The following is a 21,806-nucleotide window of genomic DNA, read 5'->3' on the forward strand; positions in this document are numbered from 1 at the left end:
CTGCGCGCTTCCGTTTTTCGATCTCGCTTTTCGTCACAACGCTTCATTTTCAGGATACTCCGCCATGAATTTTGCGGCCCCGGCAAACAACGAAGCTCGTTCCAGCTGGGTGAAAATGTCGCGTCGTCACTTGATGGCTGGGGCCGCGCTGCTTGCGCTCGGTGCCCCGGCCGGCGCACAGACCATCGACACCATCCCGCAATGGAACGGACTTAGCTTCATTTGGTCCTGGGGCACGCCGAATACCGCGACCTACGGACAGACCTTTACCCCGACGGCAAGTCAGACCCGTTTGAACGGGTTCACCGTCGAAATCGGCTTCGGCGGAGCGCCCAACCAGGCGCAGGCCTACGTTTACCAGTGGGATAGCGTCAACAAGCACATCACCGGCTCCGCATTGTACACCTCAGGGGTTTTCACTGCGACGCCGGGGGCCAGCTACTCGGCCTACAGCTTCAATTCCGGCGGCGTCACGTTGACGCCGGGGCAGCAATACGTGCTGTTCATTTCGACATCGAACCAGCAGGTCGCGCCAGGCAACCCCGAAGCGGGCTTCCGCTGGGGGGCGCTTACGAACAACACCGCCATTCCCAACGGTCAGTTCGTTTTCCAGAACAACGGCAGCAATTTTGCCGAGTTGAGCACCGTCGGCTGGTCCTTCATCCCCGAAGATCTGGCGATCACGATTGCACTGTACGGCTTCTTGAATCCTCTGCTGCCCGCCAACACGCCGATCAACCCGACCAATGTGGCTGCGGGGATCGACAAGGCGATTGCCGCCGGTCTGACGCTGCCGGCCGGCTTCAACAACCTGTTTTCTCTGCCGCCAGCGCAACTTGTCGACGCGCTGGGCGCGCTGTCGGGTGAAAATCACACCCAGGCGCAGCAGGGCGCTTTCCAGCTCGGCAACTCCTACCTCTCGCTGCTGACCGATCCGTTCGCGACCAACCGCATCGGCACCGCGACCGTGACCGGCTTTGCGCCGGAGCGTGAGAGCATGCTGCCGTCCTCGCTCGCGTCGGCCTATGCCAAGTACATCAAGGCGCCGCCGCTCGCGGTCTACCAGCCGCGCTGGGATGTCTGGGGTGCGGCCTTCGGCGGCGCCAACAACACGAGCGGGGACGCCGCCGTGGTCGGCAGCCACGATGCCTACACCCGCGTCGGCGGCGTTGCGGCAGGCGCCGACTATCGCTTCTCTCCAAACGCGCTGATCGGTTTCTCGCTGGCCGGCGGCAACACCGCGTGGACGGTCAGCGGCAACGGGTTCGGTGGCAATGGCGGCGGCAACAGCGACGCATTCATGGCCGGCATCTACGGCAAGTACAGCAACGGCGCAGGTTACGTGTTGGGCGCCCTGACTTACGCCAACTACTGGATGTCGACTTCGCGCACCGTGACGGTCGCAGGCCTCGATCAGCTCAAGGCTGATTTCAACGCCGAAAGCTGGGGTGGGCGCATCGAGGGCGGCTACCGGCTGCCGGGCCAGTTCCTGACGGCGGATTGGACGCCGTACGCGGCGTTCCAGGCGCAGAGCTTCCGCACCCCGAACTACGGGGAAGTGGCGACCGTGGGATCCAACCATTTCGCGCTGAATTTCGCGAGCCGCACGGCGACGGCGTATCGCGGTGAGGTGGGCCTTCGGTCCGGCAGAGTGACCGCAGTGGACAATGGCGGCCAGCTCACCCTGTTCGGCAAGTTGGCCTACGCCCATGACGAGATCACCGATCCGCAGGCTGCTGCGAACTTCACGGCGTTTGGCCTCGGCGCCGCGCCCTTCGTCGTCTACGGCGCCAAGCCGTCGCGCGAGCTGGCTCTGACCACGGCCGGCGCCGAATGGCGGCTGACCAACGGTATCTCGTTCCTTGCGAAGTTCGACGGTGAGTTCGGCGATCGCTCGCAGACCTATTCGGGAACTGGACGCATCCGCTACACGTGGTGATTGGCTGGGGGCGCAAGTCGCCCGTGTGGTCAGGGCCGGCGCGATGCGCCGGCCCTGTTTGCTGAGCGACTGAGAGGTGATCTGCGGACACGGCGAGCACGGATCCTTCGCAAAGCCAACAGCCGCCACGTGCGCAAGTTTCGGCACCGCGCCGCTTTCGTTGGGCTATAATGCCGCGGGCAGAGCGACTCTAGCCGATCCGGTGTAAGCCAAAGATGCCTTCGATTGACGCCGCTGTGATCGTTCTTGCCGTGATCGCCCTGTTTGCGGCCTTTGTGAACGGTGCGCTCGGCTACGGGTTTTCGTCACTCACCGTGCCGGTGGCGCTCGTCTTCTACACCAACCGCGTCCTCAATCCGGCGGTTGTTATCATCGAAGTCTTTGTCAATCTGTACGTCCTGTGCATCAACCTGAGCGGCGTTCCGGCCGTTTGGAGGCGGGTGCTCCCGATTCTCGTCGGCATGCTGCCCGGCATTGCTATCGGAGCCGTTGCTCTGACCTCGCTTCAACCCGGCTGGACCAAATTCGCCACCTACTCGATCATTCTGCCTCTTATCCTGCTGCAGGCAGCCGGTTGGCGGAAGCCGATCCAGTCGAAATGGCTCGTTGGTCTGCCCTTTGGAACGACGCTCGGAATCCTGTACTCGGTCACGACCATCTCGGGACCGCCGCTGGCTATCCTGTTCAACAACCAGGGCCTCGTCAAAGATGAGTTTCGGGCCGGTCTCGCGCTGGTTCGGGTGACAGAGTCCAGCTTGACTGCAATTGCCTATTACAAGCTCGGTCTGTTCATCGAAGAAAGCCGCAACCTCCTGTTCGTGCTCGTTCCCTGCGTTCTCATCGGCATACCGCTCGGCTCCTATCTCATTCGACGGCTGGATGCAGTCACGTTTCGCCGGATATGCATGAGCTTTGATGCGTGGATCGTGGGATTCGGTCTGTCTCGCGTGTTGATCGAGCTGAATCTGATGGAAAGCCCGTGGGCCTACAGCGTGATGGCCGGCACGATCATGATCGACGTCTGTTTGTTGTACGTCTTCTTCACCGCGCGCAGAGGGACCCTGAAGAGCTCGCAAGTGTTGGCTTCGCAGAGATCCGGCAACCGGGGCGGTCCGACGTGATGGCGATGGGAACGGCGTCCGGTTAACCGGCCAGCAGACGCCTGCAAGTCTCGACAAAGACCTCGGCGCCCGTGACGATGTCGGCATCCGCGGTATTTTCGGTCCAGTGATGGCTGATACCGCCGATCGACGGCACGAACAGCATGGCCGACGGCATCAGGGTGGCGAGGACCTGCGCGTCATGGCCGGCGCCGCTCGGCATCCGGATTGATTTGCCGTCGGCACAGGCCGCACTGGCGGCCTCGATCGTGTCCTGGAACGCGGCGTTCATCATCGCGGGCACGCCGGTTCTGATACGCTCGACCTCAACGCTGCAGGGGCCTCTAGCGGTGACATCGGCCGCCATGCGGCGCAGTTGCGCCTCGAGGCGCTCGATCACATCAGGATTGTCATCGCGGATCTGAAACAGCATCTCGGCGCCGCCCGGGATGATGCTCGGCGCGCCGGGATCGAGTGTGATGCGGCCGGTGGTCCATACCGTGCGCGGTCCGCACAGGGCAGGGAAGGCGGCATCGATCGCGACACAGAATTTTGCCAGCGCGAGGCCGGCATCCTTGCGGATCGCCATCCGCGTGGTGCCGGCGTGGTTTTGCTCGCCGGTGAACGTGATCCGGTATTGCCAGATGCCGACGATCGAGGTGACGACGCCGATCTTGAGACCTTGGCTCTCGAGCGTCTCGCCTTGCTCGATATGCGCCTCGAGATAGCCGATATGGCATCCCGGCTCCGCCCGCAGGCGTGCTCGGCCGGCCAGTCCCGCATCGCGCAGCGCGTCGCGCATCGTGCGGCCGCTGCTGCGGTCGCGCGCGGCGTCGATGTCGGCTTCGGTCACGGCGCCGGCATAGGAGCGACTGCCGAGGAAATGGCCGAAATGCCCTTCCTCGTCACACCAGGCCGCGACCTCGACGGCGCCCGATACGTTCGGGTCGGGATTGATCACGCGGGCCGCCTCGAGGGCGTAGACGACGCCGAGCGGTCCATCGAGCCAGCCGGCCTGGTTTTGACTTTCGAGGTGCGAACCTGCGAGCAGTTTCGGTCCCGCTTTCGTGCTCGTGCCAAGGACGTTGCCGATGCCGTCGATCGTGGCCGCAAGCCCGGCGTCGGGCAGCCGCGCTGCCAGCCATTCGAGCGAGCGCATATGCGGTTCCGAGAAGGTCGGCTTGTGCACGCCGGTCTTGAAGGTGCCGATCGAGCGCAGCGCATTGAGGTCGGCGAGGACGCGCGCGCCGTCGAAGCGGCCGGTGAGGTCAGGCATGCAGGTGACTCCGTATTGGCTTGTTCGCGCCCATCATTCGTCTTTTTTCGCTGGCCTGATCGGCCGCGGCCAAGAACGGTTTAATAGCGGTTCCTGCGCTAGGTCCAAGCACGAGTTGGGGCGGAGTACAATCATGTCTGATGTTCGGAACCGCGTGAGCCGGATCGCCATCCTGCTTTTGCCCCTCGCACTGGGGGCCTGTGCCCAATACGCGCAATACGGAATGAACAGTCCGGCTCCGATGGGAACGGGGCCGCTGGCTTGGGATGGCGCGGGGCGCGATCCGAACCTCCCGCAGCCGGCACCACGGCGTGTGCGGAACGCGGCGCCAGCCGTGGCGCAATCGTCCGATGACGGCGACGCTCTGAATATCGACGCGGACGAAAGGCTGGCGCGGAAACTTGTGATCTGTAGCACCTGCGTCAGACCGCAGGAGGCGCCGGCGGACCGCACCGACGTCGCGCACGTCGCCAACCGCTGAGCAAGGCTTGTCCCCCGCAAAAAAAAACGGCAACGCAGTCGGCTTTTGCCCAAGCTGGTCGCTGGCTTTCGAGAGGCGCTCTGCGCGCGCGCTGCATTGCGGCCGCATTGGCTCCACTGAATGGTCGCATCGGAATCAGACGCTCACCAAATTTCGCGGATAGCAGTGTCGTTCGTCTTCCACTTGGAAAGGAACGACCATGCGCATCCTCACGGCATCCGTCATTGCCACAGCCGTCTTCTTCGGGACGCCGGCCTTCGTGTTGGCGCAAGGAGCGCCCTCGCAGTCCGGGGCGCCGACACCACCGGCTCAGTCCAGCACGGTCATTCGGAGCATCGAGGTGGTCAACATCAAGGAATTGAAACCGGACGTGCGCGCGAAGATCGACCAGATCGTCGCGAACACGAGTGACAAAGACATGCAGTCGCTTCGACAGTCCATCGACGCAACGCCGCAGGCAGCATCGGTGCTGAAGGCGAAGGGCTTAAGCTCGGCGCAAGTCGTCGCCATCAACATCAGTGACGGCGTTCTGACGATGATCACGGTCTGACATCGGGGTTAGACGTACGCGAGCGGCGCGCCTCCCGCCGCATGACAGTTGCGCCCAAGAAGCCTGCCGGCCTGAGCCTACGGGCTGGGCGTTTTTCGGGATGGTCGTTCCCGTCGCGAGATTGCCAATCGGCGAGCCAACCGGAGCAGTTCGGGATTTGCGTACACACGGGTGGCCGAGGCTAGAGACTGGCCCCCGATAACATCAGAGCTGCACCGATTGCCATAAGGAGAATGCCCGGCCAGTTCGGTCCAACCCCCAGGAATCCCACGCCGCGCCGTGACGGCTCCAGAGTATCGCCAGCCGGCCGACTAAGCGGTCCCCGCCAAATAGCAGCGTGTACCATGTACAAGACGCCGCCGAGAACGAGCAGCGCGCCAAGTCCCATCAGGAACATTCCCGCCTCCTCAATTCATCGCGGCTATGCATAACGAACCAGGATTCAAGCGCCAGGAGGTGCGATTCGTTCCGGGGGACGGTTGAGGCGGTGAGAGAGCAGGGGCGCGGGGCTTCGGTCCCTGCGCCCACTCCGCTGGTGAAGGCTTCAGCTGACCGTTTCAATACGACGGGTTTTTTCTTGGGCTTCGTCGGGCGCAGCAGGTTGTTCGGCCTGGCTTTCGTACTGATGCTTTTCGGGCGCTCCCGTCGGAGCTGGCTGCGCAAATCTGGCAGCCCACCGCTGTTCAAACTTTCTTTGAAGGTCCCGAGGAACGTCACACACAACCCACCTCCGGGTTCTGCCCCTCGATGAGGCCTTAACGCGCGAGGCGCTCCAAAGGTCCTAGACGGCGCCACCGGGAGTCTGATCCGCGCCATTTGGAAAATCGATGAGCAGCGACGTTTCGAGCGGCTGTGCCTGGAGTAGGTGGAGGCAGGGCTTCGGTCCGCATCCCCTGGCGGGGACCGGAAGGCCCGGTAGGACCGAAAGGACCACCGGCCGGCCCGTCAGGCGCCTTTGGTCCGTCAGAACCAACAATGACGAGCTTGGGCGCGACGGCGCCGCAGCGCTCGCGCCAGCGACGGGTGAGGCATACACATAATCTGCTTCGATTTTCAGGCGAGAGCCTGTCCTGAGATTCCATACCTCACGAGATTTCTCCGTCAGGTTTTCCACGAACCGGTCCACTGCTCGCTGAATCAAGACTTGGCGCGGAAGGTCATCGTGGCAGAGTTCGGCCTGTTCCAGGCAGCGCCGCTCCATGTCGCGCAGCTCGGCTTCCGCGGCCGGTACCATGTCGGTTGTCCACCCGCTTATGTGGGACAAGCGTTGGACACATCGGAGGAGGGGTGAGGTAAGTGCTTGAAAACACTGGCGCTCCCTAGCGGAATCGAACCGCTCTCTCCACCGTGAAAGGGTGGCGTCCTAACCGATAGACGAAGGGAGCAAAACTCCCGGCAAATCAATACGTTAAACGTGAGATGGGCCGGATCGGCCGCTGCCGGTCAAGGCGGCGACGGGCGAACGTATAGTGGCGATTGGGCGGGCGGGCAAGCGCCCAGAGCGGGCTTTTCCCGACTTGCGAGGCACGTCAGCCTGCGGTCCGCGGACTGCTGGAATCCGCCCTGAATTCGCAACTCCTTTTTAAGCCGCAGGCGATAGGGCTGTGTTTTGGGGATCGTGTGATGGCTTTAGGGACAAAAAAGCGCGAAGCGCGCAAATCGCTGCGCCAATCCGGTTGGATCACACTCGATGGCGGATTCGCCGCGCGTCCCTGCGTGGTCGAGGACATGTCCTCGACCGGTGCCAAGATCACGGTCGAGGACAACAATACATTGCCCGCAAAGTTGCGGCTTGCATTTGCGCGCGACGCGCGCACGGGGCGGCCCTGTGAAGTGGTCTGGCGCCGCGGCAGGACGTTCGGGGTCAAATTCGTGCGCTAGCTGTATCGCGCCTGACGCGATAGAAGGCCTCATGCGCACCATCGCCACTCTCTTCGCCATCCTGATTCCGGCCGCTGCGTTCGCGCAGCAAGGCAACAGCCGAAATTCCGACAAGTCACCGGATGCCGGCAGGATGCTGCCGTCAAAGACCACGACGCGCAGCAATCCCTGCGCGTCGTTCGGTCCGGGGTTCGTCCGGGTCGAGGGCACCGACACCTGCGTGAAGGTCGGCGGCAGCATCAGCGTCGGTGGTGCCGTTTCCGCGGGCGGGCGCTGAACGCATCTTTGCTCAGGACATCGGCGGCGCGACGAAGCGGGAGAATCCCGGCCGGTTCGCGAACTCGCCGAACCAGCGCTCGAGGTTAGGCAACTTCACCTTGGTGACACCCTCGACGCCGAGCCAGCGACGCACGAAAGTCCCGACCGCGATGTCGGCGATCGTGAACTGATCGCCCTCGATGAAGCGGCGGTTCGCGACCTGCGCCTCGACGACGCGCCACACCGCGCCGGCGGCGTCGGCATCCTTCTGGATCTGCACCATATCGCGCTTCTCCACCGGCGTGCGCACCAGCCCCCAGAACACCGGGCGGTCGACCGGTTGCAATGTCGACAGCGTCCAGTCGAGCCAGCGGTCGACGCCGGCACGCGCCTGCGGCGACTGCGGATAGATCGGTGAACGCTCGCCGTAGGCGAGGCAGAGATAGCGCATGATCGAGTTGGATTCCCACAGCACGTAGTCGCGATCGACCAGTGTCGGTACGCGGCCATTGGGATTCATCGCGAGATATTCAGGCTTGTCGTTCACGCCGAACTGCATGCCGGCGTCGATGCGCTCGTAGGCGAGATCGAGCTCGGCCAGGCACCAGAGAACCTTCTGCACATTGACCGAATTGACCCGGCCCCAGATCGTCAGTTGCTGCTTGCCGTCTGTCACGCGTTCGCTCCCGCTGTTGCTATTGGGCGGTGTTCTATCGGAATTTTCGCGGGAATGCGCTGCCATCAGCGACGTCGACCAACAAAAAATCGAGCCCGGCCGCGTAACGGCAGGGCTCGATGGAGCGTAAGGCGCAGCGTCGCGCATCAGGGGCCACGGCCGAACGCGCGCCGCAAGGCCTACCAGTGGCCGGTGTTCGGCATCGAGGCCCACGGCTCGGCCGGCGGCTTCGGCTCGCCCTTCTGCAACAGCTCGATCGAGTGCAGATCCGGCGAGCGCACGAACGCCATGTTGCCGTCGCGCGGCGGACGATTGATGGTGACGCCCATCTTCATCAGCCTCTCGCAGGTCGCGTAGATGTCGTCGACCTCGTAGGCGAGGTGGCCGAAATAGCGGTCTTCGCCGTATTTCTCCTCGTCCCAATTGTAGGTGAGTTCGACCAGCGGCGCGCCGCGGGTCTGCGGCAGCTTCTTCAAGAGATCGAGATCCTCGGCCGCGCAGAGAAACACCAGCGTGAAGCGCCCCTTCTCATTGTCGATGCGGCGCACTTCCTTCAGCCCCAGCGCGTCATGGTAGAATTTCATCGCGGTATCGAGGTTGCGGACGCGCAGCATGGTGTGGAGATAGCGCATGGTTGTTGCTCCCTGGAGTCTTGTCGGAGGCGGATTTGGTTGGAGTGGTTCGGGGCCCTCAATAGCAGCAATTGGCCGGGAGGGGCAGGGTGTCACGGGGCTTGCGCGTCATCGTGGCGGTCACGATTTGGACAGTGAATGCCCGACAGGTTGTGCCCTTGGAAGCGATGGCCGAACTGCTGGCTCTCTTGACCGGATTCGTGCTGGGCAAGATCAGGCGCTGGCTGGACCAACTGCCGGATCGGATTTTTCGGAGGCCGCGACGCTGCAGAAGATCAGGCTCAAAGCCTTCGTCATTGGGGGGCGGTTTATCCTTCAGTAAGCATGTGGTGCGAGGGTCGAGCAGTGAGTTGCGTTGGAGTAGCCAAGTGATCGATTTTGATGAGCTGCGTAGTCTCGCAGCAGACGTCCGGATATTCATCGAGGCTTCCGAAGACAAGGCCGGTGCACTCAAGGCCGTGGTGAACGCCTACGATGTCGTGCTGGGCATATTCCCGTCTGGCGCAGGAATGGACCTGCACGTGGTCAAGGGAAGCGACATCCTCAATCTCATCGCCAGGACGCAAACCTCCGGCGACTTCACGCATACCGCGATTGCGTTCCAGAACCGGGAGCATGCGATAGCTCTCCAACAGGCGATGGCGGCGTAGTTGCGCGTCGCTGCTGTCGCACGCTCGGGCCTGTTGTAAGCCTCAGCGTGGCGGATTTATCCCCTGCGCCGCGCGAAAGCGCAGTGTTCCAAGCGCCGTGTCGGCCTCGGTGCTGTCACACCTTGATGTCGAGGATGGTCTCGACCGCGTCGCGGTCGGCCTTGTTCTTGGCGGCGAAGACATCCAGAACGTCTTCATTGATGACGTGGGGCAGGGCCTTCGCCGTCTGGTCGACGAGGAGCTGCACTCGGGCATGCGTCACTTCGACAGGTACGGGGTAGATGAGCATGGCTCGTCCCTCCTTGGCCGACCTTGTCAGCGCTTTCTTAATGCCTTGTAAACGAATTGGGTTAAGTGCTCGGAGATTCGTCGCGGCGCTCGGCAGGAGTTTGACCAAGTCCAGATCGCCTCCCTGGCCGGTTCCCGCACCGCCCCGCTTCAGCTCGCAGTTCGGCACCGTGCTGGTGGGAACCCGCAGCCCGGGCTCCCGCGCCATGCTCGAGCGTCCGGCCGATTTTCGGCCTCTCGGATCCGTTGCATGCCGGCTGTGGATTTGTGCGCAGCAAGATCTCGGATTTGCTTGAGGAAACGTGATTGGCGGCCCTGTGGATTTGCTGCGGATAATCCGTGGACATTGCGGTGGAGAATGCGCGGTGGAGGACGTCGTCGCCGGTCTCCTGCAGCGATAACCCTACCCAGTTAGGTTAAGCTCAATCCCGCATTGCCCCGACCTGTGGTTGCGCTAGGGATGGCTCCCGGATCGCAGCCATGATGCCTTCGTTTCACAGTGCGGATCGACCGGCCCACCGACGCGTGATGGTGGTGGGGCTATTGTTCTGCGCCGCGTTTGTCGCGATCAGCTTCGCGTTGCGGCCTCAGCCGGAGAGCGGGCACGTGCTGGTGAAAGCAGACCGGTTGGTTCGCACGGCCGGCGAACCGCGCAAGGCCAATTAGAGGCGTCGCTGCGGAACGTTCAGTCCGGCAGCTTTTCGTTTGGGCGCTTGTGATACTTCGCGATGCCGATGAAACCGGCAAAGAAGATCACGTTGAGCAGAAGTTCCATCCACGCCGGCATGATGCCAACCTTCCTTCGGCGCGAGTCTATCGCGTAGGTTGTCATTTGGTTCCTGCACTAACCGATGGTAGCTCTGCACAATCGCATGGCTGTGGAACCTTGGGGCGTTTGCATCCGGCGCCAGCCCTAACGACAAAAACCCCGCCAGCATCTCGCGATGCCGGCAGGGTCTTCATGCACTCACCTCATTCGAGGTTCATGCACTAGTTCATAAAACGCAGCAACGCGAATTCCGTTCCAGCGCCCTGTTCTTTTTTTGTGAAAGCCCGTCGGTTCCGCGCGCGACGATTGGAACTGCAACCATCGCAAATTGCATGCGTTGATCTGCCAGACCTATGTGAGGAGGTAGCCATGAAAAAGGCAGTGGCTGTTCTGGCGACGGTTGCGACGGTTGGCGCAGCGGCGCTGAGCTCGCCTGCAGAGGCGCGCTATCGCGGCATCGGCCCAGGCCTCGCCTTTGGTTTGGCTGCGGGCGCGATCGCTGCCGGCGTGGCGGGTGCGTACGGGCCTTACTACTATGGCGGGCCTTACTACTACGGGCCGAGCTATTACTATGGTCCGCGCTACCGCTACTACGGCTATTACGGTCCGGGACCGTACGCGTACTATGGCGGACCGTACTACCGGCGCCACCATTATTGGCACGACTGGTAACGACAGAAGCCCGGAGCGCTCGCTCCGGGCTTTTCAATCGCGCTCAATCACGCGCAGCGTGACACGAAGTCACGCTGTCTTCTGCTGAAAACCGCTCCAGGCATTGCCGAGGGTGCTCGCGTAATATTCCTGGCGCTCGCGCTGGAATCTTTCCTGCGTCGCCTTGAAGCTGGCAACACGCGCGGCGATCTCTTCGCGTTCACGCGCGAGGCGGTGTTCGTTGTCGGTCATTGCCCATCCTGTTCTTGGTCTTGTCCCGACAGGCATTGGCGTCGGTGATTTGGGCACCAATGGGGAGCCGGCGTTGCAGGAATGTGATCACTCGAAGGCGGTGGAAAAGGCGCGTGCCGCCTTGTCGCTTGGAGGGCTTCCCGGTAGCCAAAGAAAAAACCGGAGGCCGCAATGGCAAAGATCGATCTGGACTCGCTCGGCATCGAAGAACTGGCAAGCCTGCGCGACCAGGCGACCGAGAAGCTCTATGAGAAGGTTGCCGCGCGGCAGGCCGAACTCGAGGCCGAGCTGCTCAGGCTTTCGCAATATGCGAGACCGGTGAAGAAGGCGCCGGTCGCGCCGGTTGCCAAGGTCAAGAAGAGCGACGAGGTCGGCGCGGAGAAGGAGTCGGCGGCCAAGGCCGCCTGATCGTCCACACGTCTTCCGGGCAACGCGTCGACCTAGCAATCGATGTGGCCGTGCTATAGTCGGTGCGGCCAACCGGACGAACTCCCGTGATTGCAAAAGATCTGCGCAGCGGCGTCGAGCGGCTCGGCAACATGATTGCTGAGGCGTCCTCGATCGTTCCCTTCACCGGTGCCGGCATCTCGACCGAATGCGGCATTCCTGATTTCCGCTCGCCGGGCGGGCTATGGACCCGCAACCGACCCATTCCGTTCGACGAATTCGTCGCGAGCCAGGATGCGCGTGACGAGGCGTGGCGCCGCCGGTTCGCAATGGAACCAACCTTCGCCGCGGCGATGCCAGGCCGTGGACATCGTGCGTTGGCGTCGCTCTATCGCGCCGGCAAGGTCCCCGGCCTCGTCACGCAGAACATCGACAATCTGCATCAGGCGTCGGGCTTCAGAGCCGATGATGTCATCGAGTTGCACGGCAATACGACCTACGCGCGCTGCATCGGCTGCGGCCGGGCATACGAGCTGTCGTGGGTGAAGCAACGTTTTGATGCAAGCGGCAGTGCTCCTGACTGCAGCGACTGCGGCGATCCGATCAAGACCGCGACCATCTCGTTCGGACAGGCGATGCCGGAAGATGCGATGCGCCGCGCGACGGAACTTGCACAGCATTGCGACTTGTTCCTGGCGATCGGATCCTCGCTCGTGGTGTGGCCCGCCGCAGGCTTTCCGATGATGGCGAAGAACCGCGGTGCGCGGCTCGTGATCATCAACAACGAGCCGACCGATCAGGACGACGTCGCCGATCTGGTGATCCGGCACGACATCGGCGAGACCCTCGGGCCGTTCGTGGGCAACTGATGCCTATTCGATTCGCGGCTGTGCAAGCCTGTTCATAGTTCCCGGCAGATTCGTTTTTTAGCTATGCGGCGCAGGCGGGAGTGTTATCTTTTAATCGAGAGATTCGCGCAGCGTTATCGTGAGTTGGTCATGGATAGGCGCGTGTTTGGGCTTGGCCGCAACGACGGCGAGCAGCAATTGACGTGTGGGGTCCGGGGTCATGGGGTCGGACGGATTTGAGTCCAAGAAGCTCGGCGGGCTGCCGGCTGGCGGGACTGGGCAAAACAGACTTGGACCGCGCGAGTACGCAAGCGGTGCGCCGCGCGATCCGGCGATGGACGCATTCTCCGGCCTCGGCGATACCGCTGCCAACCTCGTTGAAATCTCGGGCGTCATCAAATGGTTCGACGCGTCGAAGGGCTACGGCTTCATCGTACCCGACAATGGTTGGCCCGATGTGCTTCTGCACGTCACTGTGCTGAGACGCGACGGCTATCAGACTGCTTATGAGGGCGCGCGCCTCGTCGTCGAGTGCGTGCAGCGCGCCAAGGGCTACCAGGCCTTCCGCATCGTCTCGATGGATGAGTCGACTGCGATCCATCCGGCGCAGATGCTGCCGCCCAGAACCCATGTCACGGTCACCCCGACCAGCGGGCTCGAGCGGGCGCAGGTCAAGTGGTTCAACCGGCTGCGCGGCTTCGGCTTCCTGACCTGCGGGGAAGGGACGCCCGATATCTTCGTGCACATGGAGACGCTGCGCCGCTTTGGCATGACCGAGCTGCGCCCGGGCCAGTATGTGCTGGTGCGCTTCGGGCCCGGCTCCAAGGGCATGATGGCCGCCGAGATCCACCCCGAGACCGGCCCGTCGGCGCTGTCCTCGCACTGACCCTTCGCCGGCCGCCCTGACGGAAACGTGAGGCGCGGGGCGCCCGCCAAAGCTCTGGCATTTGCCGCAGTCGTCGGGTTAGGGTCCGCCGAAAATTGGTCCGGCGTGAGTATCGTCCATGCATTTCGCTTCCATTGTCGCGCGGTTTCGCCCGTGGCTGATGGCGTCGCTCGTCATCCTGCTCAGCACGTTGATTGGTCCGCGCGTCGAGGCGGCGACCTTCCAGCCGCTGGAGATCGTGACAAAATCAGGCGTCCACGTCTTCTCGGTTGAGATGGCGACCACGGACGACGAGAAGCAGACCGGTTTGATGTACCGGAAGGAGCTGCCCGACGGTAAGGGCATGCTGTTCGACTTCTCGCCGGAGCAGGAGGTGTCGATGTGGATGAAGAACACCTATGTGTCGCTTGACATGATCTTCATCCGTGCCGATGGCCGTATCCTCCGGATCGCCGAAGCCACCGAGCCGCTGTCAACCAAGATCATCCCGTCGCGCGGGCTCGCCAAGGGCGTCCTGGAGGTGGTCGCGGGGACTGCGCAGAAATACGGCATCCAGCCTGGGGACCGGGTGGCGCATCCGCTGTTCAACGGCCGCTAGCCGTTGTTTCGGCGCGCATTTTCCTGGCGCGGGCGGGGGCGATCCCTGGTCAGGTCCGGGACAGGCGTCACCCAGGATCGCCACGAAAAGGTCCGTAGCGGTGCCTTGCTGGCGCCGGCCTAAGCGTGTATCGACATCGCTTCACGGAAAATCCGGGGTATAGCGCAGCCTGGTAGCGCGGCAGTTTTGGGTACTGCAGGTCGTTGGTTCGAATCCAGCTGCCCCGACCAAATCCAGTCCGGTTCAATCTGGCGATCTGCTCGGCGCGAAGCTGCGCGGTCGGCTTTGCGGCTGCGGCGTCCGGACAAAGAAAACCCCGCAAAGCGGGGCGGGGTTTCCAGCCGGCGGCGATCGGGATTTAAGGGCAAGCGCCCCGGCGTACTCTTAAACTAGAGATTGAATTTGGAAATGCAACAGCGCCGCCTGGACGGAATATGTTCGTCTCGGCGGCGCCGCGCTAACCACTGGGCCCTTAAATCCCCAGTGCACATGGGTCGCGGTCGCCGGGAAAAGGTTCAAGGAAACCACAACTATTTTCAGCTGCTTGACGATCGATTGCGCCGCGCGCGGCCCTGCTTGTGCGGGCTGCGATCCACCGTGAACGGGATCAGGTCAGTGGTGGTGCCACAATAGTTGAGCAGCGTATTGCCTTTGGCCGGAGCGCCGTAGGCCACCACGGACTTGCCGGCACGACGGATGCCAACAAGGACGTCCATGATCGCTGTGAGCGGATGTGGCTTGCCGATTGAGCGCCAGTACTGGCAGGCTAATCCTGCCTCACAAAAACAATCCGCGAGGAGACGCCATGGCGCGCAAACTGATCGATATTTCCGTCCCCCTCCAGAACGACGTACCCGCCGATCCGCCGGGCAATCATCCGACCATCCAGTACATCGATCACCAGCAGGGTCTGCCGCGCATGCTGCAGTTCTTCGAGGGGCTGAAGGCGGAGGATCTTCCCGACGGCCAGGGCTGGGCCGTCGAGCAGGTGTCGCTCTCAACCCATAACGGCACGCACCTCGACGCGCCCTGGCATTTCCATCCCACCATGAATCGTGGTGAGCGTTCCTGGACGATCGATGAGGTGCCGCTGGAGTGGTGTTTTCAACCCGGCGTGAAGCTCGACTTCCGGCATCTGCCTGATGGCTATGTGGCGACGGCAAAGGACGTCGAGGCCGAGCTGAAACGCATCGGCCATACGCTGTCGCCGCTCGAGATCGTCGTCGTCAACACCAGTGCCGGCGCCAAATATGGCCGCCAGGATTACGTCACGTCCGGCTGCGGCATGGGGTGCGAGGCGACGATGTATCTGCTCGAGCGCGGCGTCCGGCTGACTGGCATCGACGGTTGGAGCTGGGATGCGCCGTTCGTCTACACGGCGAAGAAATACGCCGAGACCAGGGATGCGAGCCTGATCTGGGAAGGCCACAAGGCCGGCAGGCACATCGGCTATTGCCACATCGAGAAGCTGCACAATCTGGAGCAACTGCCGTCGACCGGGTTCATGGTCTCGTGTTTCCCGGTGAAGATCGAGCGCGCGTCGGCGGGTTGGACGAGGGCGGTCGCCATCCTCGACGATTAGAGCGGCGGCAGGTCTCGCCCGCCGACCTGAGGCCCATGCGTCGCGCAAAGAAAAAGGTGCGCCGGTTGTCCGGCGCACCTGATGCTTCTGTTTCGATCCTGCCTGGGCGGATCGAAGAAATATCACCAGCGGCAAACGCGGACGCCGCGAGGGGTCCACCAGCAACGCGGACCGGGCGCGTAGTAGCCGTACCCGTAGCCGCGGGGATAGTAGCCGCCGCGATAACCCCATCCACGGCCCCAGCCGCCGCGATAGCCATAATAGCCGCGTCCACGCCAAGCCTGTGCCGGCGACGTCGTCGCGCCGACGAGGATGGCAGACGTGCTGGCGACATAGACGAACAACAAAGCGACCGCTGCCAAGCAACGCGTCAGGATATTGTAGCGTTTAGTCATTCGAGAATCTCCGGGTCACTTCCAGCACCAGACCTGATGCTGGTTGTCTCGCTTAGACGCGCGAGACCCACATTCGGTTCGGACGCGCTAAGGCAATATTTTCACTAAGGTTCTTGCGAGCTTTAACGACTCTATTGAGAGCGGCAGGTAAGGTCAAGTTACAGTCCCGGCTGCAACTGATGACCGGAATGCTGCGTTCATCTTGTCATTCATCTGGCGTTCATTCTGTTCATCTTGCTGCGCGTGAATCTCATGGTGCGCCGCAGAATCTGAGAATCTCAGGCCATCGAAATTCGCAGCCCAAGAACTTGAAGTCGACACGATCGTAATTTCTCAACGCTGAGAGTCTCCTCCCTGACGAGTGCCCATGCCCAAACAACACACCTACGTGCTTGGTCTCAACACCTACGACCATGATGTGAGCGCCTGCCTGTTGCGCGACGGCGCGATCGCGTTCGCGATCTCCAAGGAAAGGATCACGCGGGAGAAGCATGCATCCGGCTTCTACAAGGAGGTGATCGACTACTGTCTCGAGGCTGAGGGCATCACGCTCGACGCTGTCGATCTCGTCGTGAGCAACAGCTACATCCTGCCGGTGCCGGAAATGGAGGAGCGGCTCGTCCACCAGGACATGCCGGGCTTCCTCCCGCTCGCCGAGCGCGAGCAGGCGACCAGGCATCCGCTGTTTCGCTCGACGTCCGAGAAGGTGGTGTCGATCTCGCATCATCTCGCGCATGCCTACAGCGCATTCGCAGTCTCGCCGTTCAAGGACGGCGTGGTGATGGTCGTCGACGGCGTCGGCAACTATCGGTCCGACGTGATGGAGCCGTATCCGTCCGCCGATGCGGCAACCCCGCTGGCCCGCGAGTCCGAGAGCTACTACCGGTTCGACGACACCAGGCTCGACTGTCTGAAGAAGGTCTGGATGGAGCCGGCACGCGGCCTGCTCAGCGACGAATTCTACAACATGCCGGGCCTGGGGGCGCTGTACAGCCGCATTTCGACCTATGTGTTCGGCGACTGGAACAAGTGCGGCGAGCTGATGGGGCTCGCGCCCTACGGCCGCCGCGAGCAGGTTGGTCATCTCCTCGAAATGACCGACGGCAAATTGCACGTGCCGTTCTGGACGCCGGACAACCGGCAGCCCTATGTGCTCGACAGCGGCAGCTGGGAGAAGAATCCGGCGATGCGGCATTGGGAGGACATTGCCTGGCGGGTACAGGACGACACCGAGAACGTGCTGCTCGCCCGCGCGCGCTGGCTGCGGGAGACCACGGGAGCCAAGAACCTCTGCATCGCCGGGGGCATCGCGCTGAATTGCGTGGCGAACGGGCGCATCGCGCGCGAAGCCGGCTTCGAGAACATCTGGATCCAGCCGGCCGCCGGCGACGACGGCATCGCCATCGGCTGCGCCTACTACGGCTGGCTCGAAATCCTCAAGCAACGCCGCTCCTTCGTGATGGACCACGCCTATGTCGGGCGGCCCTACCGCGACGCCGAGGTGGCCGCCGCGCTGCGGAACTTCCTGGTGCGCATCCAGATCGAGGCGCACCGCAGCGACAATATCTGCCGCGACACCGCAAGGCTGCTCGCCGACCAGCGTGTGATCGGCTGGTTTCAGGGGCCGTCGGAGTTTGGTCCCCGCGCGCTCGGCAACCGCAGCCTGATCGCCGATCCGCGCCGCGCCGCGATGAAGGATATCCTCAACAGCCGCGTCAAGCATCGCCAGGCGTTCCGCCCGTTCGCGCCGATCGTGCTGGCTGAGCGTATGAAGGAGATCTTTGAAGGCGACGAGGACTCGCCCTTCATGCTGATCGCAAAGCCGGTGCGGCCGGAGTGGCGCGACAAGATTCCGGCAATCGTGCATGTCGACGGCTCGGCGCGGGTCCAGAGCGTGCGGGAGGCGACCAACCCGATGCTCTACCGCCTCCTGAAGGAGTTCGAGGCGCTGACCGGCGTGCCCGTGCTGATCAACACCTCGTTCAACGTCAAGGGCGAACCGATCGTCGAGACGCCGCAGGACGCCGTGAGCTGCTTCCTCACCACCGGAATCGACAACCTCGTGCTGCACGACACGCTGGTGTCGAAGACATGGATGCACAAGGTGGTCGCGCCGGTCATGACGACGTTCGGTGACGTCGCGACCATCGTTGCGTCAACGACGTCGCAGCAGGGCGGCCGCGGGGGCTAACTGGCGGCTCTCCGCGACACGGCGAGCGGCCGCCGCACCTAGGTCGCCGGCTTCGGCGCCGGCGGCTTGATCGGCTTGTCCTGCCGCTTCGACCAGGAGATGTAGTAGGCCACGATCGTCATGATCGCGATCCCGGAGATGCTGACGAAGATCTGCGCGAACAGCGAGCCCGAGCTCATCGACAGCTCGAAATGGCCGACGAAGGACAGGAACACGCCGACGCAGAACACCGCGAGCGATTGCTGGCCGCAGACGATCACCGGATCGAAGATCTTCCACTCCAGCGCCGGCCAGTCCTTCGGGATGAAGCGGATCACCAGGATCACGATCACCACAAAGTGCAGGAAGCGATACGGCGCCAGATTGGTCTTGTCGTTCGGATTGAAGGCCGCATAGAGCCAGTGCGGGAACATGGCGCCGAAGTCGGGGAAGCGACCGGCCATGGTCATGACCAGCGCGAAGATCATATAGGCGATGCAGAAATACAGCGTGTAGGGCGAGCTGATGATGTGCATGTTCTTGCGCGCGCCGCCGAGCGCGCACCAGGAGCCAAATACGAACAGCACCTGCCAGCAGAACGGGTTGAAGTACCAGCTTCCGGCCGGATAGGCCGGCAGGTTCCAGCCCATCTGCCGCGACACCAGCCACAGCACGATCGAGGCCGCCATGGTCCAGTTCGGCTGCCGCAGCGTGATCCACAGCACAGGCGGGAACAGCCCCATCAGCACGATGTAGAGCGGCAGCACGTCGAGGTTGACCGGCTTGAACTTCAGGAACAGGCCCTGGCGCAGCGTCTCGGTCGCGTTGTCGACGAGGCCGGCGACGTTGAACTCGTTGATGATCTCGGAATCGCCGAAGCGCAGCGCCAGGTAGCTGATCGCCGCGATATAGATCACGAAAAGGATGATGTGAGCGACGTAGAGCTGCCAGACCCGCTTGGTCAGCCGGGTTGCGCCGACGATGAAGCCGCGCTCGATCATCATCCGGGCGTAGACGAAGGAGGCGGTATAGCCGGAGATGAAGACGAACAGGTCGGCGGCGTCGCTGAACCCGTAGTTCCGCGTCGTGATCCAGTTCACGACATTGTCGGGGATGTGGTCCAGGTAGATGTACCAGTTGGCGACCCCGCGAAACAGATCGAGCCGGAGGTCACGTCCTTTTTCGGGCAGGGTGGCGTGGATTTCCATGGGGTCCCGCTTCGAGGTGATGCTTTCGGGGCTGCGCTGTGGACGCCTGGCAGGTCCGGAGGCCCAGATTGTCACAGCGCGGTAGAATGACTATACCGGTCCGGCAAAGGTAACATCCGCGAGTACGGAATCACCGATCAGGTCCCTGAAAGGTGTCTCTATACTATCCCGGCGGTTTCCTCCAATCGCTTCCATGTCGCACATCCAACAGGGCCGATCCTCCATGACCGCACGCATTTTTAAGCCTGCCAAAAACGCGATGCAATCGGGACGGGCCAAAACCAAGGATTGGCAACTGGACTACGAGCCCGAGCAGCCCCGGAGCGTGGAGCCCCTGATGGGCTGGACGTCGTCCACCGACATGAAGCAGCAGCTCACGCTCCGCTTTGAGACCAAGGAAGAGGCGATCGCGTATTGCGAGCGCAAGGGCATCGCCTACCAGGTGATCGAGCCGAAGAACTCCGCCTACCGACAGGTCGCCTATGCCGACAATTTTGCCTTCCGCCGCTGGGAGCCGTGGACCCATTAGAGGGTAGGGTCAGGTCGCCGGTTTTGGCCCGGCCAGGTGTCCGGGGATCGGCAGCGGCGCGTCCTTCGAGGTGCCGAGCACCGGGAAGCTTCTAATTTTACGGACATTCGGCAGGCCTGCGAATTGCAGCAGCTGCTGGCGCATCTCCTCGACATCAGACGCGACGCACCTGAGCATGAAGTCGGCGTCGCCGGAAATCCGCCAGCATTGCAGGAAGTGCGGCACGCCCGCCACCGCGGCTTCGAACGCCTCGATCGCCGAAAGCGTCTGACTCTCGAGCTGGATCAGGACAAAGGTGGTCACCTCGTAGCCGAGCAGCCGCTCGTCGAGCGTGGCGCGGATCGCCCTGATGACGCCGCGGCTGCGCAGCGCCCTGACCCGGCGGAGGCAGGGCGGGGCGGTGATGCCGACGCGGACCGCCAGTTCGTTGATCCTGATCCGGCCGTCCTTCTGCAATTCGGACAGGATCCGAAGGTCGATGTCATCGAATTGTTGACGGTCCGTCATGGCGACTATTCAGCTGCGACACCGCGTGGCCGCCTGACGCTCTTGCGCGCCTGAGCAGCCGCGGCGAGTGGCGCGACGCCCGACAGCACGAGCTTCTCATGGGCGGCGACGATCGCCTCCCTGGTCAGTCGGCCGCCGGGGCGATACCAGGTGCAGGGCCCGGTCAACAGTGCGAGGATCGCAAAGGTCGCGACCTGGACGTCGACGACCTCGAACACGCCTTCCGACACGCCTCGGTCAAGGATCTGCGCCAGCCGCTGCTCGTAGGCGCCGCGTAGCGCCACCACCGCGTGGTAGTTTTTCGGCTCGAGGCTGCGCAGCTCGGAATTGGCGATGAAGGTCTCGCGCTTCCGCGTCATGTGATAGGTGACATGGAAAGCGACAAAGGCGCGCAACTGTTCGACCGGATCGGTCTTTCCCTCCAGCGCGAGGTCGAGCTGGCGGAGCAGGTCGTTGATGTGATCCTGCACCAGGTCGAACAGCAATTCCTGCTTGGTGCTGATATGATTGTACAGCGAGCCCGCCTGGATGCCGACCTCTGCGGCGAGCTGGCGCAGGCTCATCGCCTCGTAGCCGTGCTCGAAGATCAGGCGCACGCCGGCCTTGCGGATCGCCTCCAGCGTCTTGGGGCCGTGTGAGCCGATCGTGCGTGCCATCAGAGCCTCAGGGGTGGCGCTCGCCGGTTGCGGACCGCAGGAAACAAGCGAACGACCGTATGTTTATTGCACAAAATCCAAGCAGATTCAATGTGCTATGGACGCGGCTCCCGCATCCTACCACGCACCCTTGCGATTGCGATAAAAAAACGTATGATCGTTTAATTGCAGGATGAATCTCACGGGAGGGATCATGGCCTCGAACCGGGCGGCAGTTTTCAATTTTGACCTCGGCGAAACCGCGGATGCGATCCGCGCGACGGTGCAGGAGTTCTCCCAAAACGAGATCGCGCCGCGGGCCGAGGAGATCGACCGCTCCAACATCTTCCCGCGCGACCTCTGGCCGAAGATCGGCGCGCTCGGGCTGCACGGCATCACGGTCGAGGAGGAGTATGGCGGCAGTGGCCTCGGCTATCTCGAGCACTGCATCGCGGTCGAGGAGATCTCGCGCGCCTCGGCGTCGGTCGGGCTGTCCTATGGCGCCCATTCCAACCTCTGCGTCAACCAGATCCGCCGCAACGGCAATGAGACGCAGAAGCGCAAATACCTGCCCAAGCTGATCTCCGGCGAGCATGTCGGTTCATTGGCGATGTCGGAGCCCGGCGCCGGCTCCGACGTGGTCTCGATGAAGACCCGC

At 62.8% G+C, this 21,806-nt stretch carries 26 protein-coding genes, 2 tRNA genes and 1 pseudogene; 17 read left to right on the forward strand and 12 right to left on the reverse strand.

Features of this window, described 5'->3' with window-relative positions:
• Nucleotides 1-64 precede the first annotated feature (64 nt).
• Entirely contained in the window at nucleotides 65-1,939 is a 1,875-nt protein-coding gene (locus tag ACFFWD_RS20530; RefSeq protein ID WP_376968308.1) for an autotransporter family protein, read from the forward strand.
• Between the two features lie 215 nt (nucleotides 1,940-2,154).
• Nucleotides 2,155-3,060 (forward strand): sulfite exporter TauE/SafE family protein, encoded by a 906-nt coding sequence (locus ACFFWD_RS20535; protein ID WP_376968309.1) that lies wholly within the window; start codon nucleotides 2,155-2,157, stop codon nucleotides 3,058-3,060.
• 22 nt (nucleotides 3,061-3,082) lie between these two features.
• Here ACFFWD_RS20535 and ACFFWD_RS20540 read toward each other — a convergent pair whose 3' ends face one another.
• On the reverse strand, nucleotides 3,083-4,315 hold the full coding sequence (locus ACFFWD_RS20540; protein WP_376968310.1) for a Zn-dependent hydrolase: 1,233 nt from the start codon (nucleotides 4,313-4,315) through the stop codon (nucleotides 3,083-3,085).
• A 680-nt stretch (nucleotides 4,316-4,995) separates the two neighbouring features.
• Here ACFFWD_RS20540 and ACFFWD_RS20545 point away from each other — a divergent pair.
• Nucleotides 4,996-5,346, forward strand: a complete 351-nt coding sequence (locus ACFFWD_RS20545; RefSeq protein WP_376968311.1) for a hypothetical protein — start codon at nucleotides 4,996-4,998, stop codon at nucleotides 5,344-5,346.
• 781 nt (nucleotides 5,347-6,127) lie between these two features.
• On the opposite strand, the gene ACFFWD_RS20550 is transcribed toward ACFFWD_RS20545, so the two are convergent.
• Nucleotides 6,128-6,580, reverse strand: coding sequence for a hypothetical protein (locus ACFFWD_RS20550; RefSeq protein ID WP_376968312.1), 453 nt, complete (start codon nucleotides 6,578-6,580; stop codon nucleotides 6,128-6,130).
• Between the two features lie 76 nt (nucleotides 6,581-6,656).
• Nucleotides 6,657-6,731 (reverse strand) — tRNA-Glu (locus ACFFWD_RS20555).
• A 238-nt stretch (nucleotides 6,732-6,969) separates the two neighbouring features.
• Here ACFFWD_RS20555 and ACFFWD_RS20560 point away from each other — a divergent pair.
• Together ACFFWD_RS20560 and ACFFWD_RS20565 are read left to right on the forward strand one after the other, a co-directional pair.
• The gene (locus ACFFWD_RS20560) at nucleotides 6,970-7,227 is read left to right on the forward strand and encodes a PilZ domain-containing protein (protein ID WP_376968313.1); all 258 of its coding nucleotides are present in this window, start codon (nucleotides 6,970-6,972) and stop codon (nucleotides 7,225-7,227) included.
• A 31-nt stretch (nucleotides 7,228-7,258) separates the two neighbouring features.
• Nucleotides 7,259-7,504, forward strand: coding sequence for a hypothetical protein (locus ACFFWD_RS20565; RefSeq protein ID WP_376968314.1), 246 nt, complete (start codon nucleotides 7,259-7,261; stop codon nucleotides 7,502-7,504).
• Between the two features lie 12 nt (nucleotides 7,505-7,516).
• On the opposite strand, the gene ACFFWD_RS20570 is transcribed toward ACFFWD_RS20565, so the two are convergent.
• A complete protein-coding gene (locus tag ACFFWD_RS20570) occupies nucleotides 7,517-8,161 on the reverse strand; it encodes a glutathione S-transferase family protein (RefSeq protein WP_376968315.1) in 645 nt (214 codons plus the stop codon).
• 179 nt (nucleotides 8,162-8,340) lie between these two features.
• On the reverse strand, nucleotides 8,341-8,793 hold the full coding sequence (locus tag ACFFWD_RS20575) for a VOC family protein (protein WP_376968316.1): 453 nt from the start codon (nucleotides 8,791-8,793) through the stop codon (nucleotides 8,341-8,343).
• 101 nt (nucleotides 8,794-8,894) lie between these two features.
• On the opposite strand from ACFFWD_RS20575, the gene ACFFWD_RS20580 reads away from it, so the two are divergent.
• A complete protein-coding gene (locus ACFFWD_RS20580; RefSeq protein WP_376968317.1) occupies nucleotides 8,895-9,443 on the forward strand; it encodes a hypothetical protein in 549 nt (182 codons plus the stop codon).
• Nucleotides 9,444-9,558: 115 nt separating this feature from the next.
• Here the strand turns inward: ACFFWD_RS20580 and ACFFWD_RS20585 are convergent, their stop codons facing one another.
• Complete coding sequence (locus tag ACFFWD_RS20585; protein ID WP_376968318.1) at nucleotides 9,559-9,939, reverse strand: hypothetical protein; 381 nt, start codon at nucleotides 9,937-9,939, stop codon at nucleotides 9,559-9,561.
• Between the two features lie 272 nt (nucleotides 9,940-10,211).
• Here ACFFWD_RS20585 and ACFFWD_RS20590 point away from each other — a divergent pair, with 272 nt between their 5' ends.
• On the forward strand, nucleotides 10,212-10,397 hold the full coding sequence (locus tag ACFFWD_RS20590; RefSeq protein WP_376968319.1) for a hypothetical protein: 186 nt from the start codon (nucleotides 10,212-10,214) through the stop codon (nucleotides 10,395-10,397).
• A gap of 472 nt (nucleotides 10,398-10,869) precedes the next feature.
• Entirely contained in the window at nucleotides 10,870-11,172 is a 303-nt protein-coding gene (locus ACFFWD_RS20595) for a hypothetical protein (protein ID WP_376968320.1), read from the forward strand.
• 69 nt (nucleotides 11,173-11,241) lie between these two features.
• On the opposite strand, the gene ACFFWD_RS20600 is transcribed toward ACFFWD_RS20595, so the two are convergent.
• Complete coding sequence (locus ACFFWD_RS20600) at nucleotides 11,242-11,403, reverse strand: hypothetical protein (RefSeq protein WP_376968321.1); 162 nt, start codon at nucleotides 11,401-11,403, stop codon at nucleotides 11,242-11,244.
• A 171-nt stretch (nucleotides 11,404-11,574) separates the two neighbouring features.
• Here ACFFWD_RS20600 and ACFFWD_RS20605 point away from each other — a divergent pair, with 171 nt between their 5' ends.
• The 5 genes from ACFFWD_RS20605 to ACFFWD_RS20625 all read left to right on the forward strand — a co-directional run bounded on the left by ACFFWD_RS20605 (nucleotide 11,575) and on the right by ACFFWD_RS20625 (nucleotide 14,352).
• Nucleotides 11,575-11,811, forward strand: a complete 237-nt coding sequence (locus ACFFWD_RS20605; protein WP_376968322.1) for a hypothetical protein — start codon at nucleotides 11,575-11,577, stop codon at nucleotides 11,809-11,811.
• An 86-nt stretch (nucleotides 11,812-11,897) separates the two neighbouring features.
• Nucleotides 11,898-12,659, forward strand: coding sequence for an SIR2 family NAD-dependent protein deacylase (locus ACFFWD_RS20610; RefSeq protein WP_376968323.1), 762 nt, complete (start codon nucleotides 11,898-11,900; stop codon nucleotides 12,657-12,659).
• A 199-nt stretch (nucleotides 12,660-12,858) separates the two neighbouring features.
• On the forward strand, nucleotides 12,859-13,524 hold the full coding sequence (locus ACFFWD_RS20615) for a cold-shock protein (protein WP_376968324.1): 666 nt from the start codon (nucleotides 12,859-12,861) through the stop codon (nucleotides 13,522-13,524).
• 118 nt (nucleotides 13,525-13,642) lie between these two features.
• Entirely contained in the window at nucleotides 13,643-14,122 is a 480-nt protein-coding gene (locus ACFFWD_RS20620; protein WP_376968325.1) for a DUF192 domain-containing protein, read from the forward strand.
• 153 nt (nucleotides 14,123-14,275) lie between these two features.
• Nucleotides 14,276-14,352, forward strand: a tRNA-Pro gene (locus ACFFWD_RS20625).
• A gap of 336 nt (nucleotides 14,353-14,688) precedes the next feature.
• Here ACFFWD_RS20625 and ACFFWD_RS20630 read toward each other — a convergent pair.
• Nucleotides 14,689-14,841 (reverse strand): annotated as a pseudogene (locus ACFFWD_RS20630) (SAM-dependent methyltransferase); the annotation flags it as partial.
• A gap of 86 nt (nucleotides 14,842-14,927) precedes the next feature.
• Between ACFFWD_RS20630 and ACFFWD_RS20635 the strand changes: the two are divergent.
• Nucleotides 14,928-15,704: a cyclase family protein gene (locus ACFFWD_RS20635; protein ID WP_376968326.1), complete on the forward strand. Its 777-nt coding sequence runs from the start codon at nucleotides 14,928-14,930 to the stop codon at nucleotides 15,702-15,704.
• 122 nt (nucleotides 15,705-15,826) lie between these two features.
• Here the strand turns inward: ACFFWD_RS20635 and ACFFWD_RS20640 are convergent, their stop codons facing one another.
• Nucleotides 15,827-16,099 (reverse strand): hypothetical protein, encoded by a 273-nt coding sequence (locus ACFFWD_RS20640; protein WP_376968327.1) that lies wholly within the window; start codon nucleotides 16,097-16,099, stop codon nucleotides 15,827-15,829.
• Nucleotides 16,100-16,466: 367 nt separating this feature from the next.
• On the opposite strand from ACFFWD_RS20640, the gene ACFFWD_RS20645 reads away from it, so the two are divergent.
• Nucleotides 16,467-18,290 (forward strand): carbamoyltransferase family protein, encoded by a 1,824-nt coding sequence (locus ACFFWD_RS20645; RefSeq protein ID WP_376968328.1) that lies wholly within the window; start codon nucleotides 16,467-16,469, stop codon nucleotides 18,288-18,290.
• Nucleotides 18,291-18,328: 38 nt separating this feature from the next.
• Here the strand turns inward: ACFFWD_RS20645 and ACFFWD_RS20650 are convergent, their stop codons facing one another.
• On the reverse strand, nucleotides 18,329-19,477 hold the full coding sequence (locus ACFFWD_RS20650; protein WP_376968329.1) for an OpgC domain-containing protein: 1,149 nt from the start codon (nucleotides 19,475-19,477) through the stop codon (nucleotides 18,329-18,331).
• Nucleotides 19,478-19,700: 223 nt separating this feature from the next.
• On the opposite strand from ACFFWD_RS20650, the gene ACFFWD_RS20655 reads away from it, so the two are divergent.
• Nucleotides 19,701-20,006: an ETC complex I subunit gene (locus ACFFWD_RS20655; RefSeq protein ID WP_376968330.1), complete on the forward strand. Its 306-nt coding sequence runs from the start codon at nucleotides 19,701-19,703 to the stop codon at nucleotides 20,004-20,006.
• Between the two features lie 9 nt (nucleotides 20,007-20,015).
• Here ACFFWD_RS20655 and ACFFWD_RS20660 read toward each other — a convergent pair whose 3' ends face one another.
• Both ACFFWD_RS20660 and ACFFWD_RS20665 read right to left on the reverse strand, forming a co-directional pair.
• On the reverse strand, nucleotides 20,016-20,513 hold the full coding sequence (locus tag ACFFWD_RS20660; protein WP_376968331.1) for an Lrp/AsnC family transcriptional regulator: 498 nt from the start codon (nucleotides 20,511-20,513) through the stop codon (nucleotides 20,016-20,018).
• A gap of 5 nt (nucleotides 20,514-20,518) precedes the next feature.
• Nucleotides 20,519-21,169, reverse strand: a complete 651-nt coding sequence (locus ACFFWD_RS20665) for a TetR/AcrR family transcriptional regulator (RefSeq protein WP_376968332.1) — start codon at nucleotides 21,167-21,169, stop codon at nucleotides 20,519-20,521.
• Nucleotides 21,170-21,362: 193 nt separating this feature from the next.
• Here ACFFWD_RS20665 and ACFFWD_RS20670 point away from each other — a divergent pair.
• A partial coding sequence (locus tag ACFFWD_RS20670) for an acyl-CoA dehydrogenase family protein (protein ID WP_376968333.1) occupies nucleotides 21,363-21,806 on the forward strand: 444 nt, incomplete at its 3' end.

Origin of the sequence: Bradyrhizobium erythrophlei, from assembly GCF_042430365.1 — a bacterium.
Lineage (GTDB): Bacteria > Pseudomonadota > Alphaproteobacteria > Rhizobiales > Xanthobacteraceae > Bradyrhizobium > Bradyrhizobium erythrophlei.